Consider the following 13,718-nt stretch of genomic DNA (forward strand, 5'->3'; position numbering starts at 1 on the left):
ATCAGTTCTCCAGAACGTCGAGCAGGCCGAGGGGCAGCGGAACGTCCATGGCTTTATCGAACAGCAGATAAAGGCCGACGCTCATCAAGGTGATGATCACCGCACCGGGCAACCAGCGGCCGCCATACAGCCGTGCCATCGGAATACCGATCAACATGCTGCTGAGAATGAAACCCAGGGATTCGAAGGTGCCGGCAAACACGATCAACAGTGCGACGCAGATGCCGATCTTGATCAGGGTGGCGCGGTCCAGCGCGGGTTCTTCTTCGGTGTGTTTGGTCGGCTGCGGGCGAAACAGCATGTAGATCAGCGCCAGGCTCATCAGCCCGAGCATCAGCAGTGGAAAGGCCCGAGGCCCCACGGGTTCGTAGGAAAACGACGCCTGGTAGGGCCAGGCCATCAATGCCAGGACCGCGCAGGCCAGCAGCAGCACGGCGGCGAATATGCGTTGTAAGAGCATCTAGAACTCCTGGGTCACGCCCCGGGTTCAGCAGGGCGTGGCCGAACGGCAGAGGGGGCGATTACTGGATCAGGCCGAACTCTTTGGCCAGCACTTTGTAGTCCGCCACCTGTTTCTTCACGTAGGTGTCCAGCTCCGGGCCGGTCATGGCGAATGGGAACAGCTCGCGCTGGTCACGCAGCTTGGCGAAGTCTTCGGAGGCCAGCAGTTTGTCGAAGGCATCTTTCCACCAGGCGTAGTCGGCATCGCTGACTTTTGGCCCGAGGTAGAAGCCGCGTACCACCGGCCAGACGATGTCGTAGCCTTGCTCTTTGGCGGTGGGAATATTCTTCATTTCCGGCTCGTCCAGGCGCTCGTCAGAGAACACCGCGAGCAGACGCATGTCACCGCTGAGGATGTGCGGCATGGAGTCGGAGATGTCGGTACTGCCCACTTGGATATGCCCACCGAGCAGGGCGGTGGCGATTTCACCGCCGCCTTCCAGCGCCACATAACGCAGGTCGCGTGGGTTGATCCCGGCGGCTTTGGCGATCAGGGCGGTTTGCATCCAGTCCTGGCTACCCACGGTGCCGCCGGAACCGATGACCACTTTGCTCGGATCTTTCTTCAGTGCTTGCACCAGATCGTCGAGATTTTTGTAAGGCGAATCACTTTTTACCGCAATCGCGCCGTAGCTGGTGCCGACTGCCGCCAGCCACCGCACGGCGCTTTCATCGAAACGCCCGAACTTGCCCTGGGCCAGGTTCAGCAGCGAACCGCTGGACCAGGCCACCAGGGTCCCACCGTCCGCCGGGCGCTGTGCGACCACGGCGTTGTAGGCCACCGCGCCGACGCCGCCGGGCATGTAGGTCACGCGCATCGGTTTGCTCAGCAGCTTCTCGTTGACCAGCGCGCTTTGCGCCAGTTTGCAGGTCAGGTCAAAACCGCCGCCGGGGGAGGCCGGCGCGATGCATTCCGGACGCTTGGGTTCGTCGGCGGCCAGCAGTTGGCCAGCGAACAGCATGCAGCCAGCGGCGAGGGCGAATTTACGCAATGAAAGGGTCATGGTGATCTCCGTCGTTGTTGTTATGAGTGGCTATTACCAGGCACTGCTTACCAGAGCGCGACGCTGTAACTGACCAGCAGGCGTACTTCATCTGCATCACGGGCTGAATAGTTGGAGCGATACGTCGCATTGCGCAGGCGCACGGCCACATCCTTGAACGTGCCGCTTTGCACCACGTACTTGATCTCGCTGTTGCGCTCCCACTCCTTGCCGGTTTCGCCGTTCTTGAGCTTGATATTGTCACCCGAGAGGTAACGGCTCATGAAACTCAGGCCGGGAATGCCCAGCTTGGCGAAGTCGAAGTCGTAGCGTGCCTGCCAGGAGCGCTCTTCGGCGCCGGCAAAGTCGTTGATCTGCACGAAGTTGACCAGGTACGGGTCGCTGCCATCCACATACGGAAACGCGCTGTCGCCGGACATGTGCTGGTAGCCGGCGCTGAGCTTATGGCCATTGAGGGCATAGCTGAACAGGCCGTTGAGGGAGGTGTTGTCGATTTTACCGCCACGGGCGGCGCCGGTGTCATCGCTGATCGCCAGGCGCAGGTCGGCGCCGAAGGTGCCGGGGCCCATCGGGCGCGCGGCCACCAGGCCGAGGAAGTGCTGACGGTACACGTCATCGAGCTGGGCGAAGTGGTAGCTGCCGGTGATCTTGTCGGCGAACTTGTAGTCGACGCCGCCGAAGTTGAAATGCTTACCGGTGGCGCCGCTGAGGAAGCGGCTGTTCTTGTTGTTGAGGGCGATGTCCTCGTAGTTGGTGTCGTCGCGGTCCTTGGCTTTATCCAGGCGGCCGCCGGTGAACACCAGGTTCTTGAATTCTTTCGAGGTGACCAGGCCGCCGTTGAAGGTTTGCGGCAGGATGCGCCCGTCGTTGGGCTTGAGGATCGGCAGCTCGGGGATCAGCGCGCCGATCTTCAGCTCGGTGGCGGAAATCTTCACTTTGCCGGTCAGGCCCAGCTTGGAATACTCGTTGGCGGCGCGGCCATCGTCATGCGTGGGCAGCAGGCCGGTGCCGGTGCGGTCGGGGCTGGAGTCGAGCTTGACGCCGAGCATGCCCAGCGCATCCACGCCAAAGCCGACGGTGCCGTCGGTGTAGCCCGATTGCAGGTTGAGCATGAAGCCCTGGGCCCATTCGTCACGTTTGGATTGCTGCGCGCTGGTGCCGTCGCGAAAGTCGCGGTTGAAGTACATGTTGCGGGTTTCCAGGGTCGCGCTGCTGTCTTCGAAGAAGGCGGCTTGGGCAAGCGGCGAAAAGCCGGCAAGGGCGGCGGCACTGGCAAGGGCGGTCTGGGTCAGGCGGGAAAAACGCACAGGCGGGTAAGCCTGGGGCTGTGTCGACAGCATCGTTGAGTACTCCGTTATTGTTCTTATTTTGGCGAAAACGCTTCGAGGCGTTTTTCGGGCGCTACGGGTCAGGTAGCTCGGCGGGCATGGCCTACCGTGGCTGGATGCTAAACGGCGAAGCTTTCACTAACCTTTCAGTTGCCTTTCAATGTTTTCGGGCTTCACAGGCCAGGCCGCGCCTGTAAACTGCCTCGCAAAGCGTGGCGCCGACCACCCCCGAATGAGGTAAAAATCCATGCGCGTCCTCCTGGTTGAAGACCATTTGCAACTGGCCGAAAGTGTCGCCCAGGCGCTCAAGAGCACGGGGTTGACCGTCGACGTGTTGCACGATGGCGTGTCCGCTGACCTGGCCTTGAGCAGTGAGGAATACGCGGTGGCGATCCTTGATGTGGGCTTGCCGCGCATGGATGGTTTCGAGGTGCTGGCGCGTTTGCGAGCGCGTGGGAAAAATCTGCCAGTGCTGATGCTGACGGCGCGCAGTGATGTGAAAGACCGCGTGCATGGCCTGAACCTGGGCGCCGACGACTACCTGGCCAAGCCGTTCGAGCTGACGGAGCTGGAGGCGCGGGTCAAGGCGCTGTTGCGGCGCAGCGTGCTCGGCGGCGAGCGCCAGCAGGCGTGCGGCGTGCTGGTCTACGACCTTGACACCCGCCGCTTCACGGTCGGCGGCGAGTTGATGACCCTCACGTCCCGCGAGCAAGCCGTGCTTGAAGCGCTGATCGCGCGGCCGGGCCGGGTGATGAGTAAGGAGCAACTGGCTTCCCAGGTGTTCGGCCTCGACGAAGAGGCCAGCCCGGATGCCATCGAAATCTACATACATCGCCTGCGCAAGAAACTCGACGGCCAGCCCATCGCCATCGTGACGTTCCGTGGCCTCGGCTACCTGCTGGAAGCCCGCGATGCATAAGCCCAGCAGCCTGCGCTGGCGGCTGTTATGGAACCTGGCGCTGTTGCTGGTGCTGTTGATGGTCGCCAGCGGCATGAGCGCCTACTGGAACGGCCGCGAAGCCGCCGACACCGCCTATGACCGCACCTTGTTGGCCTCGGCACGCACGATTGCCGCCGGCCTGACCCAGGTCGACGGCACCTTGAGCGCGAATGTGCCGTATGTGGCCCTGGACACGTTTGCCTACGACAGCGCCGGGCGTATTTATTACCAGGTCAATGACATCAATCAGAAGCTGATTTCCGGTTATGAAAACCTGCCCGGCCCGCCGCCTGGCACGCCGCGCACCGATGACTACCCGGCGTTGGCACGTTTTTACGACGCTACGTACCAGGGCCAGGCAGTGCGCGTAGTGAGCCTGCTCAAGGCGGTCTCCGAACCAAACATGAATGGCATGGCGGAAATCCGCGTGGCCGAGACCGATGAAGCGCGCGTCAGCATGGCCCGCGGCCTGATGGCCGACACCTTGCTGCGCCTGGGCATGCTCGCCATCGGCGCATTGTTGCTGGTGTGGTTTGCCGTGAGCGCGGCGTTGCGCCCGCTGGAGCGCCTGCGCACGGCCGTGGAAGAGCGCCAGCCCGATGACCTGCGGCCATTACCACTGGTCGAAGTGCAGCTTGAGTTCGGCCCGCTGGTGCGTTCCCTCAACCATTTCACCGAACGCCTGCGGGGCCAGTTCGAGCGTCAGGCGCAGTTTATCGCCGACGCTGCCCACGAACTGCGCACGCCACTGGCCGCGCTCAAGGCGCGCCTGGAACTCGGCCTGCGCGCCGAAGACCCGGCCATCTGGCGCAGCACCCTGGAAACCGCCGCGCAAGGCACCGACCGCCTGACCCATCTGGCCAATCAATTGCTGTCCCTGGCGCGCATCGAAAACGGCGCACGGGCGATTGCCGAAGGTGGCGCGCAATTGCTCGACCTCAGCCAGTTGGCCCGCGAGCTGGGCATGGCCATGGCGCCGTTGGCCCATGCGCGTGGGGTGGCGCTGGCGTTGGAGGCGGATACTCCCGTGTGGCTGCGCGGGGAACCGACGCTGCTCAACGAGCTGCTGAGCAACCTGGTGGATAACGCCCTGGCCCATACGCCGCCCGGCGGCAATGTGATCCTGCGCGTGACGGCTCCGGCGGTGCTGGAAGTGGAAGATGATGGCCCGGGCATTCCGCTGGGCGAGCGCGACCGCGTGTTCGAGCGCTTCTATCGCCGCAGCCAGCAGGGCATGGGCTCTGGCCTGGGCCTGGCGATTGTCGGTGAAATCTGTCGCGCGCATCTCGCCCAGATCAGCCTGCATGATGGCGAATCGGCAGGCTTGAAAGTGCGGGTCAGTTTTATCGCTGGTTGATCAGTAGAACATCGACCGTGCTTCGTCCAGCTCTGCACGCACGCTGTCGCTGTAAGGGTCCAGGCGCAGTTTCTTGATCGCCGGCAGGCTGGAGACCGGCACATCCGCCAGCGGATGCGCGGTGCCACGATGGCAATACAGCACGGCAACTTGGACCAGGTCGATATAGTCGAGGCTCGCAGAGTCGCGTTCCAGGTCGAGGTATTGGCCTGGCAGTTTCGCCAGCATTTCCGGGAAGTCCCAGACAGCCAGCAGTTTGTCGCCGAGCATCGGGTGGATGCTCTCGATCATGTGGTTGAGGCTGACCGGGTCAGAGAGCAATTCGTAATGGTCTTCGGCGTAGGTCAGGATCGGCAGCACACCGATCTGATGCACCAGCCCGCCGAGTGCTGCCTGGTCCGGCTTGAGCTGGCTGTGGCTGCGGCACAAGGCATAGCTGACGCCGGCCACTTCCAGGCTGCGGCGCCAGACGTCGCGCATTTTCTGTTCGACCACTTCGGAGCGGGCGTGGAAGATCTGCTCCATCACCAGGCCGATCGCCAGGTTGCTGCTGTAGTTGGTGCCCAGCCGGGTGATGGCGGTGTGCAGGTCGGTGACTTCCTGCGTGGCCCGCAACAGCGGGCTGTTGACCACTTTGATCAAGCGCGCCGACAACGCGGTGTCGCGACCGATCACTTTGCTCAAGTGGCTGATGCCGATCTCCGGGTCTTCGGCGGCCTGACGAATGTTCAGGGCCACTTCCGGTAATGTCGGTAGCACCAGGTCATCGTTGTTGATGGCCGCAATCAAAGCCTGTTGGACTTTTTCCGCCAGCTCGTTCATTCATGCTCTCTAAGGTGTTGCAAAGGGGTGCGGCGATCAGTGCTGGATCTCTCGATCCCGGTCCAGTTGGTACGGCAGCTCAAGCAGTTGCAAGCCGGGACCTTCGAGGGTGCCTAAATGCACATCGCCACTCTCGGCAGCTTCGGCTTGCAGTACGGCCAGAAGTTCAACCCCTTGGTCAGCTTTTGCCGCGATCACCACTTCGCCGATCGAACTGTTGTGGCTGGGAGAAAACAGTGGGGTGCCGGGCTCGGGCAATTCAGCGGCATTCAGGCTCAGGCGGTACAGGCGACGCTTGAGTTTGCCCAGGTATTGCATGCGCGCGACGATTTCCTGGCCGGTGTAGCAGCCTTTCTTGAAGCTGACGCCGCCCACGGCCTGCAGGTTGAGCATCTGTGGGATAAACAGCTCGCGGGTCTGCGGCATGACCTGGCCGATGCCGGCGCGGACTTGGCCCAGCAGCCATTCATTCAAGTCAGCCTGTTGCAACTGCGCGGCCAATTGGCTGCGCACGGCTTCGGCTTGCTCGGCGGGCGCCCACAGTTCGATGCGACCTGGGGATACGCGGATAGCGATCAACTGTTCGCTGCGGGCGACGCTGTCGGTCGCGGCCGGCAGTTCCAGACCGAGGCTTGCCAGCGCCTGATCCGCGTCCGCCAGGCCGAAACGCGCCCAGGCGGCGCTTTCGTCGGTGAGTTTGGATTTGGAGAACACCGCGTACTTCTTCAGGTCCGCCAGTTGCGGTTCCAGCAACTCGGTGGCCATGGCAAGCAGCACGCCATCACTTTGCAACAGGATGCGAAAGCTCGACTGCATGCGGCCTTTCTGCGTGCAGCGCGCGCCGAGGCTGGCCTGGGTGTCGCTCAGGTAATTAAGGTTACAGGTGAGTTGGCCTTGCAGGAACTTGGCAGCGTCGGCGCCGCGGACGGCCAGAACGCCTTCGTGGGTGAGGGGGCAGAAGAAAGCAGAGTCAGCCATGGGTCATCGCAGGTCAAAAAGTCATAGGTGCATCATAGAGGGGCGCCCGACAAATGGATAGTTTCTGTAGGGGGCGACCAAAGCCGACTGTTCCGGCGCCTTAGGGCCTGTATACTTGCAATCTATTTGAGGAGCGTTCCATGGTCGAAGATGTAGAACTTAATCGCCTCTACTGGCACAGCCGTCGCGGCATGCTTGAGCTGGATGTGTTGTTGGTGCCGTTCGTCCGAGAGGTTTACTCGACGCTCAACCAAGTGGATCGCGACTGTTACGTCCGCCTGCTGGAATGCGAAGACCAGGACATGTTTGGCTGGTTCATGGAACGCGCCGAATCGGAAGATCCGGAGCTGCAGCGCATGGTTCGGATGATTCTGGATCGTGTCCAGCCCAAGTAATCCCGTCTTCGAATGCCGCTGGCAGGCCTCGCGGCTGTTGCTGGCGGCCTATCTCCTTGCCCAGTCGTTCGCGCTGGGTGCGCTGCTGCTGCTCGACCTGCCTTATTCAAGCCTTGGCCTGTTGCTGTGCCTGGCTCACGCCGCCTGGGTTGTTCCGCGCCATATCCGGCTGACTCACCGTTCGTCGATTCGCGGCCTGCGCCGTGATGAAAACGGGTGGCAGCTATGGAGCGCTGCGCGTGGCTGGCACCGCGTGCAGCTACGTCCCGACAGCCTGGCGCTGCCGTTGATCGTAGTGCTGCGCTATCGGGTACAGGGCGAATGGGCGGTGCGCTCGATCTGCGTGCCCAGCGATTCGCAGGCCGCCGATGTCCACCGGCGCCTGCGGGTTCGCCTGAAGTTCAGTCGCCGTAGGTGGTTGGCACCAGAATAGTATCGCGGGCCTCGGGCAGCATCTGCGGGTAGTCGAGGGTGTAATGCAGGCCCCGGCTTTCCTTGCGCTCCATGGCCGAGCGGATCATCAGTTCCGCCACTTGGGCCAGGTTGCGCAACTCAATCAAGTCGCGGCTGACTTTATAGTTGCTGTAGAACTCGTCGATCTCATCCAGCAACAGTCGCACGCGGTGTTGTGCGCGTTGCAGGCGTTTGTTGGTGCGCACGATGCCTACATAGTCCCACATGAAGCGCCGCAGTTCGTCCCAGTTGTGGGCGATGATCACGTCTTCGTCCGAATCGGTCACCTGGCTGGCGTCCCAGCGGGGCAGGGCGGCGGGTACGGGGATGTGCGGCAGTTGTTCAAGAATGTCTGCCGCCGCCGAACGCGCATAGACGAAACATTCGAGCAGCGAGTTGCTGGCCATGCGGTTGGCACCGTGCAGGCCGGTGAAGCTGGTTTCGCCGATCGCGTACAGGCCGGGCACGTCGGTGCGCCCGTGTTGGTCGACCATCACGCCGCCGCAGGTATAGTGCGCGGCCGGCACCACCGGGATCGGGCCTTTGGTGATGTCGATGTTGAAGGTCAGGCAGCGCTCGTAGACCGTCGGGAAGTGGGTCTTGATGAATGCTTCGGGTTTGTGGCTGATGTCCAGGTAGACGCAGTCGATGCCCAGGCGCTTCATTTCATGGTCGATGGCGCGGGCGACGATGTCGCGTGGGGCCAGTTCGGCGCGCGGGTCGAAGCGCTGCATGAAGCGCTCGCCATTCGGCAGTTTCAGGTGTGCGCCTTCGCCACGCAGGGCTTCGGTGATCAGGAAACTCTTGGCCTGCGGGTGGTACAGGCAGGTGGGGTGGAACTGGTTGAACTCCAGGTTGGCTACCCGGCAGCCCGAGCGCCAGGCCATGGCGATGCCGTCGCCACAGGCACCGTCGGGGTTGCTGGTATAGAGATAGACCTTGGCCGCGCCGCCCGAGGCGAGAAGGGTGAAGCGGGCGCCGTAGGTGTCGACTTCGCCGCTGTTGCGGTTGAGCACGTAGGCGCCGAGGCAGCGCTCGCCCGGCAGGCCCAGGCGTTTCTCGGTGATCAGGTCGACGGCGACCCGTTGCTCGAGCAGTTCGATGTTCGGGCGTTGGCGGGCTTGTTCGAGCAGGGTCTTGAAGATCGCGGCACCGGTGGCGTCGGCGGCGTGGATGATGCGCCGATGGCTGTGCCCGCCTTCGCGGGTCAGGTGGAACTCGAAGCCGCCGTCATCACTGCCCGCGTGATCGTCACGGGTAAACGGCACACCCTGGTCGATCAGCCATTGAATCGCTTCGCGGCTATGCTCGACGGTAAAGCGCACCGCGTCTTCGTGGCACAGGCCGCCGCCGGCGTTGAGGGTGTCTTCGACGTGGGACTGCACCGTGTCGGTGTCGTCCAGCACGGCGGCAACACCGCCCTGGGCCCAGAACGTCGAGCCATTGGCCAGGTCGCCTTTACTCAGCACTGCAATGCGCAGGTGGCTGGGGAGGGTCAGCGCAAGGCTTAAGCCGGCCGCGCCGCTGCCAATCACCAGGACATCGTGTTGAAACTGTTGGCTCATTTGAAGGATTCCGCAAAAAGCGATCCACAGGGGCTGGCGCAAACAGGACGCCTGGATCGGCGAATCAAAGGGTCACACGGGCTACTAGTATATAGAGGGGGGGAGCGGCACAATAGCCGCGCATTCGTGGCAGTGTGAAATTACGGTGCACGGCCAAGGTAAATAGACCGGTTATTGAAGTGGGAACTTTTTGCATAAGCCCCGACTCAATAGCAGGTTGCCCGAAAGCTGGGAAAACGTTGAGTTTATTGGCCCGTCGGGAGCATTGGACGCGTCAGGGAACCGGCGACAAGATTATTCGCGCAGCCGGCATTGCCCGTGCTGCGTTTTTCGTGTGTGCCAAATCAGTGCATGCCGGAAACTTGCTTGGAGGGGAGAACTTTTGCGGAAAGTCCGAGTCTATGTTTGCAAGCCTGATCGTTCAGTTATGCAAGCCTCCTTCAAGTACAACGAGGAGTGTTCATGCTAACCCAGGAAGAGGATCAGCAGCTGGTCGAGCGCGTTCAACGCGGCGACAAGCGAGCTTTTGATCTGCTAGTGCTGAAATACCAGCACAAAATTCTCGGGTTGATCGTGCGGTTTGTGCACGACACCCATGAAGCGCAGGACGTTGCACAGGAAGCCTTTATCAAGGCATACCGTGCACTGGGCAATTTTCGCGGTGACAGTGCGTTTTACACGTGGCTCTACCGCATCGCCATCAACACGGCGAAGAACTATCTGGTGTCTCGCGGACGCCGCCCACCGGATAGTGATGTCAGTTCGGAAGATGCAGAATTTTACGATGGTGATCACGGCCTCAAAGATCTCGAGTCGCCGGAGCGTGCATTGCTGCGCGACGAGATCGAAGGCACCGTTCATCGCACTATTCAGCAACTGCCAGAAGATTTGCGTACTGCGTTAACTTTACGTGAATTCGATGGTCTGAGTTATGAAGACATTGCGAGCGTCATGCAGTGTCCGGTGGGGACTGTAAGGTCACGGATTTTCCGGGCCCGGGAAGCCATCGATAAAGCCTTGCAACCGTTGTTGCAGGAAAACTAAAGACAGCGGCGACAGCCAAGAGAGGAACCGCCATGAGTCGTGATGCCCTGCAGGAATCGCTGTCCGCAGTGATGGATAACGAAGCGGATGAACTGGAACTTCGTCGGGTGCTCAATGCATTCGGTGATGCCGAAACCCGTGATACCTGGTCTCGTTACCAAGTCGCTCGGGCGGTGATGCACAAGGATCTTCTAATCCCTCGTCTGGATATTGCTGCGGCCGTTTCTGCTGCACTGGCTGATGAAGCCGTTCCGGCAAAAGCTGCACGGGGTCCATGGCGTAGCCTGGGTCGCCTGGCAGTGGCCGCCTCGGTGACTGTTGCCGTACTGGCCGGTGTTCGCCTGTACAACCAGGACGAAATCGCCGGTGCCGAACTGGCCCAGCAGACTCAGCAACCGATCATGGCTGGCCCGCAAGTCAAAGGCCCCGCCGTACTGGCAGGCTACAAGGAAAGCTCCGACACTACCGGCCCGATGGCGAACGGTGTGCTTCAAGGGCAATCCGGCTGGCAGGATCAGCGTCTTCCAGGCTACCTGCGTCAACACGCACAGGAATCGGCCTTGAAAGGCACTGAAAGCGCTCTGCCATATGCTCGCGCGGCAAGCCTGGAAAACCGCTAAACCGTTGAGGAGCCCTATGCGCGCCATACCGCTCCTTACGCTTTTGCTCAGTGGTTGGTTTGCACTCCCCGCCCATGCTGATGAAGCCCAAGACTGGCTGACTCGACTTGGGCGTGCAGAGCAACAGCAAAGTTTTCAAGGTACGTTCGTCTACGAGCGTAACGGCAATTTCTCTACCCATGACATCTGGCATCGTGTCCAGGACGGTCAGGTCCGCGAGCGGCTTTTGCAGCTCGATGGTTCGGCTCAGGAAGTCGTGCGGGTAGACGGTCGGACGCAATGCGTCAGCGGTACCCTTGTCGCCGGCCTCGGCAATTCGCGTGATGCTCCGTCACGTGCGCTTGATCCGCAAAAACTCACGCAATTCTACGAACTGGCCGTCATCGGCAAATCTCGCGTGGCCGGTCGAAATGCGGTGATTGTATCGATCACCCCACGTGACCAATACCGCTATGGCTTTGAGTTGCACCTGGACCGGGATACCGCGTTGCCCCTTAAGTCCCTGCTGTTGAACGATCAGGGGCAGTTGCTGGAGCGTTTCCAGTTCACCCGATTGAACACCTCGGTCACGCCGGATGATCGCGACTTGCAACCTACTGGCGATTGCACGCCGATTGCAGTCGCTACGGCTAAAACGCCAGAGGTGCAACCTACCGAAGAATGGCACCTGGAATGGCTGCCGCCGGGTTTTCAGCTAACCAACAGCAGTGCGCGCAAAGACACCCAGACCAAAGCGACGGTCGACAGCCGGATGTATGAAGATGGGTTGGCACGGTTTTCGGTGTTCCTTGAGCCGATCAGCGGGGCAAGCGTTACGGAGACCCGTACCCAGTTGGGCCCGACGGTGGCGGTGTCGCGTCGGCTGAATACGGTGGATGGCGAAATGATGGTCACTGTGGTTGGCGAAATTCCCATCGGCACCGCTGAGCGCATCGCGCTGTCGGTGCGCGTTGAAAAAATGCCTGCCACCAAGCCGTGAATTGTTAATCTTATGTTCATCCTGGCCTTTCACTCTAATTCCATGCGAGGTTGGTTGCCGATAGACATGAAATGTCTGGACCAGCATTTTCACTTGCAAAAATCTCTCATGTTTTTTATAGGTCAGGGCTTGTCGGCGCTGACCTTGTTTTGTTCGCGGAACAGAGAAGTCGGTCGCAGTTTCCGGCGTTTCTTGAACCCTGTCGCTCAACCCTGCACGTCGTAACGGGAGCTGTATGTCGATACCACGCTTGAAGTCTTACTTATCCATAGTCGCTACGGTGCTGGTGCTGGGGCAGGCCGTGCCCGCGCTAGCGGCCGAACTGCCTGATTTCACCCAATTGGTCGAGCAGGCCTCGCCGGCCGTGGTGAACATCAGTACCACGCAAAAACTGCCGGAGCGCAAAGTCTCCGACCAGCAGATGCCGGACCTGGAAGGCCTGCCGCCGATGCTGCGCGAGTTCTTCGAACGTGGCATGCCGCAACAACGCGCCCCCCGTGGTGGTGGCGGTGGCCAGCGCGAAGCGCAGTCCCTGGGCTCGGGCTTCATCATCTCGCCCGATGGCTACATCCTGACCAACAACCACGTGATTGCCGACGCTGACGAGATCCTCGTCCGCCTGGCTGACCGTAGTGAATTGAAAGCCAAGCTGGTTGGCACCGACCCACGTTCCGACGTGGCGTTGCTGAAAATCGACGGCAAAGACCTGCCTGTACTCAAACTGGGCAAGTCCCAGGACCTGAAGGCCGGGCAATGGGTCGTGGCGATCGGTTCGCCGTTTGGCTTTGACCACACTGTGACCCAAGGCATCGTCAGCGCCATCGGCCGCAGCCTGCCCAACGAAAACTACGTGCCGTTCATCCAGACCGACGTGCCGATCAACCCGGGTAACTCCGGTGGTCCGTTGTTCAACCTGAACGGTGAAGTAGTCGGCATCAACTCCCAGATCTACACGCGCTCCGGTGGCTTCATGGGCGTGTCGTTCGCCATCCCGATCGACGTGGCCATGGACGTTTCCAACCAACTGAAAAGCGGCGGCAAGGTCAGCCGTGGCTGGTTGGGCGTGGTGATCCAGGAAGTGAACAAGGACCTGGCTGAATCCTTCGGCCTCGACAAGCCGGCCGGTGCGCTGGTTGCACAGATCCAGGACGGCGGCCCGGCGGCCAAGGGTGGTCTGCAAGTCGGCGACGTGATTCTGAGCATGAACGGCCAGCCGATCGTCATGTCGGCAGACCTGCCGCACCTGGTGGGCGCGCTCAAGGCGGGCAGCAAGGCCAAGCTGGAAGTGATCCGCGAAGGCAAGCGCCAGAACGTTGAGCTGACCGTTGGTGCCATCCCTGAAGAAGGCGCGACCCTGGATGCCCTGGGCAATACCAAGCCGAGCGCCGAGCGCAGCAGCAACCGCCTGGGCATTGCCGTGGCCGAGCTGACGGATGAGCAGAAGAAAACCTTCGACCTGAAAAACGGCGTGGTGATCAAGGAAGTGCAGGACGGTCCTGCTGCCTTGATTGGCCTACAGCCAGGCGATGTGATTACTCACCTGAACAATCAGGCCATCGACACCACCAAGCAGTTCACCGACATCGCCAAGGCGCTGCCGAAGAACCGTTCGGTATCGATGCGTGTCCTGCGTCAGGGCCGTGCCAGCTTCATTACCTTCAAGCTGGCCGAGTAACCGGCCAATAAAAAGCCCCGCCTTCGTTTAACGAGGGCGGGGCTTTTTTGTAGGCGA

Annotated in this window: 14 protein-coding genes; 8 read left to right on the forward strand and 6 right to left on the reverse strand. The window is 61.2% G+C overall.

Annotated elements, in window-relative coordinates:
- Position 1: 1 nt before the first annotated feature.
- From J2Y83_RS06715 to J2Y83_RS06725, 3 genes are all read right to left on the reverse strand, one after another.
- Entirely contained in the window at positions 2–460 is a 459-nt protein-coding gene (locus J2Y83_RS06715) for a tripartite tricarboxylate transporter TctB family protein (RefSeq protein WP_253393993.1), read from the reverse strand.
- 61 nt (positions 461–521) lie between these two features.
- Entirely contained in the window at positions 522–1,511 is a 990-nt protein-coding gene (locus J2Y83_RS06720) for a Bug family tripartite tricarboxylate transporter substrate binding protein (protein ID WP_253400351.1), read from the reverse strand.
- Positions 1,512–1,552: 41 nt separating this feature from the next.
- A complete protein-coding gene (locus J2Y83_RS06725) occupies positions 1,553–2,845 on the reverse strand; it encodes an OprD family porin (RefSeq protein WP_253393995.1) in 1,293 nt (430 codons plus the stop codon).
- Positions 2,846–3,080: 235 nt separating this feature from the next.
- Here J2Y83_RS06725 and J2Y83_RS06730 point away from each other — a divergent pair, with 235 nt between their 5' ends.
- Positions 3,081–3,752, forward strand: a complete 672-nt coding sequence (locus J2Y83_RS06730) for a response regulator (protein WP_253393997.1) — start codon at positions 3,081–3,083, stop codon at positions 3,750–3,752.
- On the forward strand, positions 3,745–5,130 hold the full coding sequence (locus J2Y83_RS06735) for a sensor histidine kinase (protein WP_253393999.1): 1,386 nt from the start codon (positions 3,745–3,747) through the stop codon (positions 5,128–5,130). Before J2Y83_RS06730 ends, J2Y83_RS06735 begins: the two co-directional genes overlap by 8 nt.
- Here J2Y83_RS06735 and J2Y83_RS06740 read toward each other — a convergent pair whose 3' ends face one another.
- Together J2Y83_RS06740 and ygfZ are read right to left on the reverse strand one after the other, a co-directional pair.
- Complete coding sequence (locus tag J2Y83_RS06740; RefSeq protein WP_253394001.1) at positions 5,131–5,952, reverse strand: HDOD domain-containing protein; 822 nt, start codon at positions 5,950–5,952, stop codon at positions 5,131–5,133.
- 36 nt (positions 5,953–5,988) lie between these two features.
- Positions 5,989–6,930: a CAF17-like 4Fe-4S cluster assembly/insertion protein YgfZ gene (gene ygfZ, locus J2Y83_RS06745; RefSeq protein WP_253394002.1), complete on the reverse strand. Its 942-nt coding sequence runs from the start codon at positions 6,928–6,930 to the stop codon at positions 5,989–5,991.
- Positions 6,931–7,070: 140 nt separating this feature from the next.
- On the opposite strand from ygfZ, the gene J2Y83_RS06750 reads away from it, so the two are divergent.
- Both J2Y83_RS06750 and J2Y83_RS06755 read left to right on the forward strand, forming a co-directional pair.
- Positions 7,071–7,325, forward strand: coding sequence for a succinate dehydrogenase assembly factor 2 (locus tag J2Y83_RS06750; protein WP_247400426.1), 255 nt, complete (start codon positions 7,071–7,073; stop codon positions 7,323–7,325).
- Positions 7,309–7,758 (forward strand): protein YgfX, encoded by a 450-nt coding sequence (locus J2Y83_RS06755; RefSeq protein ID WP_253394003.1) that lies wholly within the window; start codon positions 7,309–7,311, stop codon positions 7,756–7,758. The genes J2Y83_RS06750 and J2Y83_RS06755 overlap by 17 nt, the downstream gene beginning before the upstream one ends.
- On the opposite strand, the gene nadB is transcribed toward J2Y83_RS06755, so the two are convergent.
- Positions 7,727–9,343, reverse strand: coding sequence for an L-aspartate oxidase (gene nadB, locus J2Y83_RS06760; RefSeq protein ID WP_253394004.1), 1,617 nt, complete (start codon positions 9,341–9,343; stop codon positions 7,727–7,729). The genes J2Y83_RS06755 and nadB overlap by 32 nt on opposite strands.
- A 462-nt stretch (positions 9,344–9,805) precedes the next feature.
- Between nadB and rpoE the strand changes: the two genes are divergently transcribed.
- From rpoE to J2Y83_RS06780, 4 genes are all read left to right on the forward strand, one after another.
- A complete protein-coding gene (rpoE, locus tag J2Y83_RS06765) occupies positions 9,806–10,387 on the forward strand; it encodes an RNA polymerase sigma factor RpoE (protein ID WP_003172477.1) in 582 nt (193 codons plus the stop codon).
- Between the two features lie 32 nt (positions 10,388–10,419).
- A complete protein-coding gene (locus J2Y83_RS06770; protein ID WP_046384370.1) occupies positions 10,420–11,007 on the forward strand; it encodes a sigma-E factor negative regulatory protein in 588 nt (195 codons plus the stop codon).
- A 16-nt stretch (positions 11,008–11,023) separates the two neighbouring features.
- Positions 11,024–11,986: a MucB/RseB C-terminal domain-containing protein gene (locus J2Y83_RS06775; RefSeq protein ID WP_253394005.1), complete on the forward strand. Its 963-nt coding sequence runs from the start codon at positions 11,024–11,026 to the stop codon at positions 11,984–11,986.
- Between the two features lie 235 nt (positions 11,987–12,221).
- The gene (locus tag J2Y83_RS06780) at positions 12,222–13,661 is read left to right on the forward strand and encodes a DegQ family serine endoprotease (RefSeq protein WP_253394006.1); all 1,440 of its coding nucleotides are present in this window, start codon (positions 12,222–12,224) and stop codon (positions 13,659–13,661) included.
- Positions 13,662–13,718: the final 57 nt, after the last annotated feature.

This window comes from Pseudomonas marginalis, assembly GCF_024169655.1.
Lineage (GTDB): Bacteria > Pseudomonadota > Gammaproteobacteria > Pseudomonadales > Pseudomonadaceae > Aquipseudomonas > Aquipseudomonas paraveronii.

Excerpts from the sequence above, each read along its gene's own strand:
- J2Y83_RS06715 (WP_253393993.1), bottom strand. The coding sequence starts at position 460 with ATGCTCTTACAACGCATATTCGCCGCCGTGCTGCTGCTGGCCTGCGCG.
- J2Y83_RS06725 (WP_253393995.1), bottom strand. The coding sequence starts at position 2,845 with ATGCTGTCGACACAGCCCCAGGCTTACCCGCCTGTGCGTTTTTCCCGC.
- J2Y83_RS06730 (WP_253393997.1), top strand. The coding sequence starts at position 3,081 with ATGCGCGTCCTCCTGGTTGAAGACCATTTGCAACTGGCCGAAAGTGTC.
- J2Y83_RS06735 (WP_253393999.1), top strand. The coding sequence starts at position 3,745 with ATGCATAAGCCCAGCAGCCTGCGCTGGCGGCTGTTATGGAACCTGGCG.
- J2Y83_RS06740 (WP_253394001.1), bottom strand. The coding sequence starts at position 5,952 with ATGAACGAGCTGGCGGAAAAAGTCCAACAGGCTTTGATTGCGGCCATC.
- ygfZ (WP_253394002.1), bottom strand. The coding sequence starts at position 6,930 with ATGGCTGACTCTGCTTTCTTCTGCCCCCTCACCCACGAAGGCGTTCTG.
- J2Y83_RS06750 (WP_247400426.1), top strand. The coding sequence starts at position 7,071 with ATGGTCGAAGATGTAGAACTTAATCGCCTCTACTGGCACAGCCGTCGC.
- nadB (WP_253394004.1), bottom strand. The coding sequence starts at position 9,343 with ATGAGCCAACAGTTTCAACACGATGTCCTGGTGATTGGCAGCGGCGCG.
- rpoE (WP_003172477.1), top strand. The coding sequence starts at position 9,806 with ATGCTAACCCAGGAAGAGGATCAGCAGCTGGTCGAGCGCGTTCAACGC.
- J2Y83_RS06770 (WP_046384370.1), top strand. The coding sequence starts at position 10,420 with ATGAGTCGTGATGCCCTGCAGGAATCGCTGTCCGCAGTGATGGATAAC.
- J2Y83_RS06775 (WP_253394005.1), top strand. The coding sequence starts at position 11,024 with ATGCGCGCCATACCGCTCCTTACGCTTTTGCTCAGTGGTTGGTTTGCA.
- J2Y83_RS06780 (WP_253394006.1), top strand. The coding sequence starts at position 12,222 with ATGTCGATACCACGCTTGAAGTCTTACTTATCCATAGTCGCTACGGTG.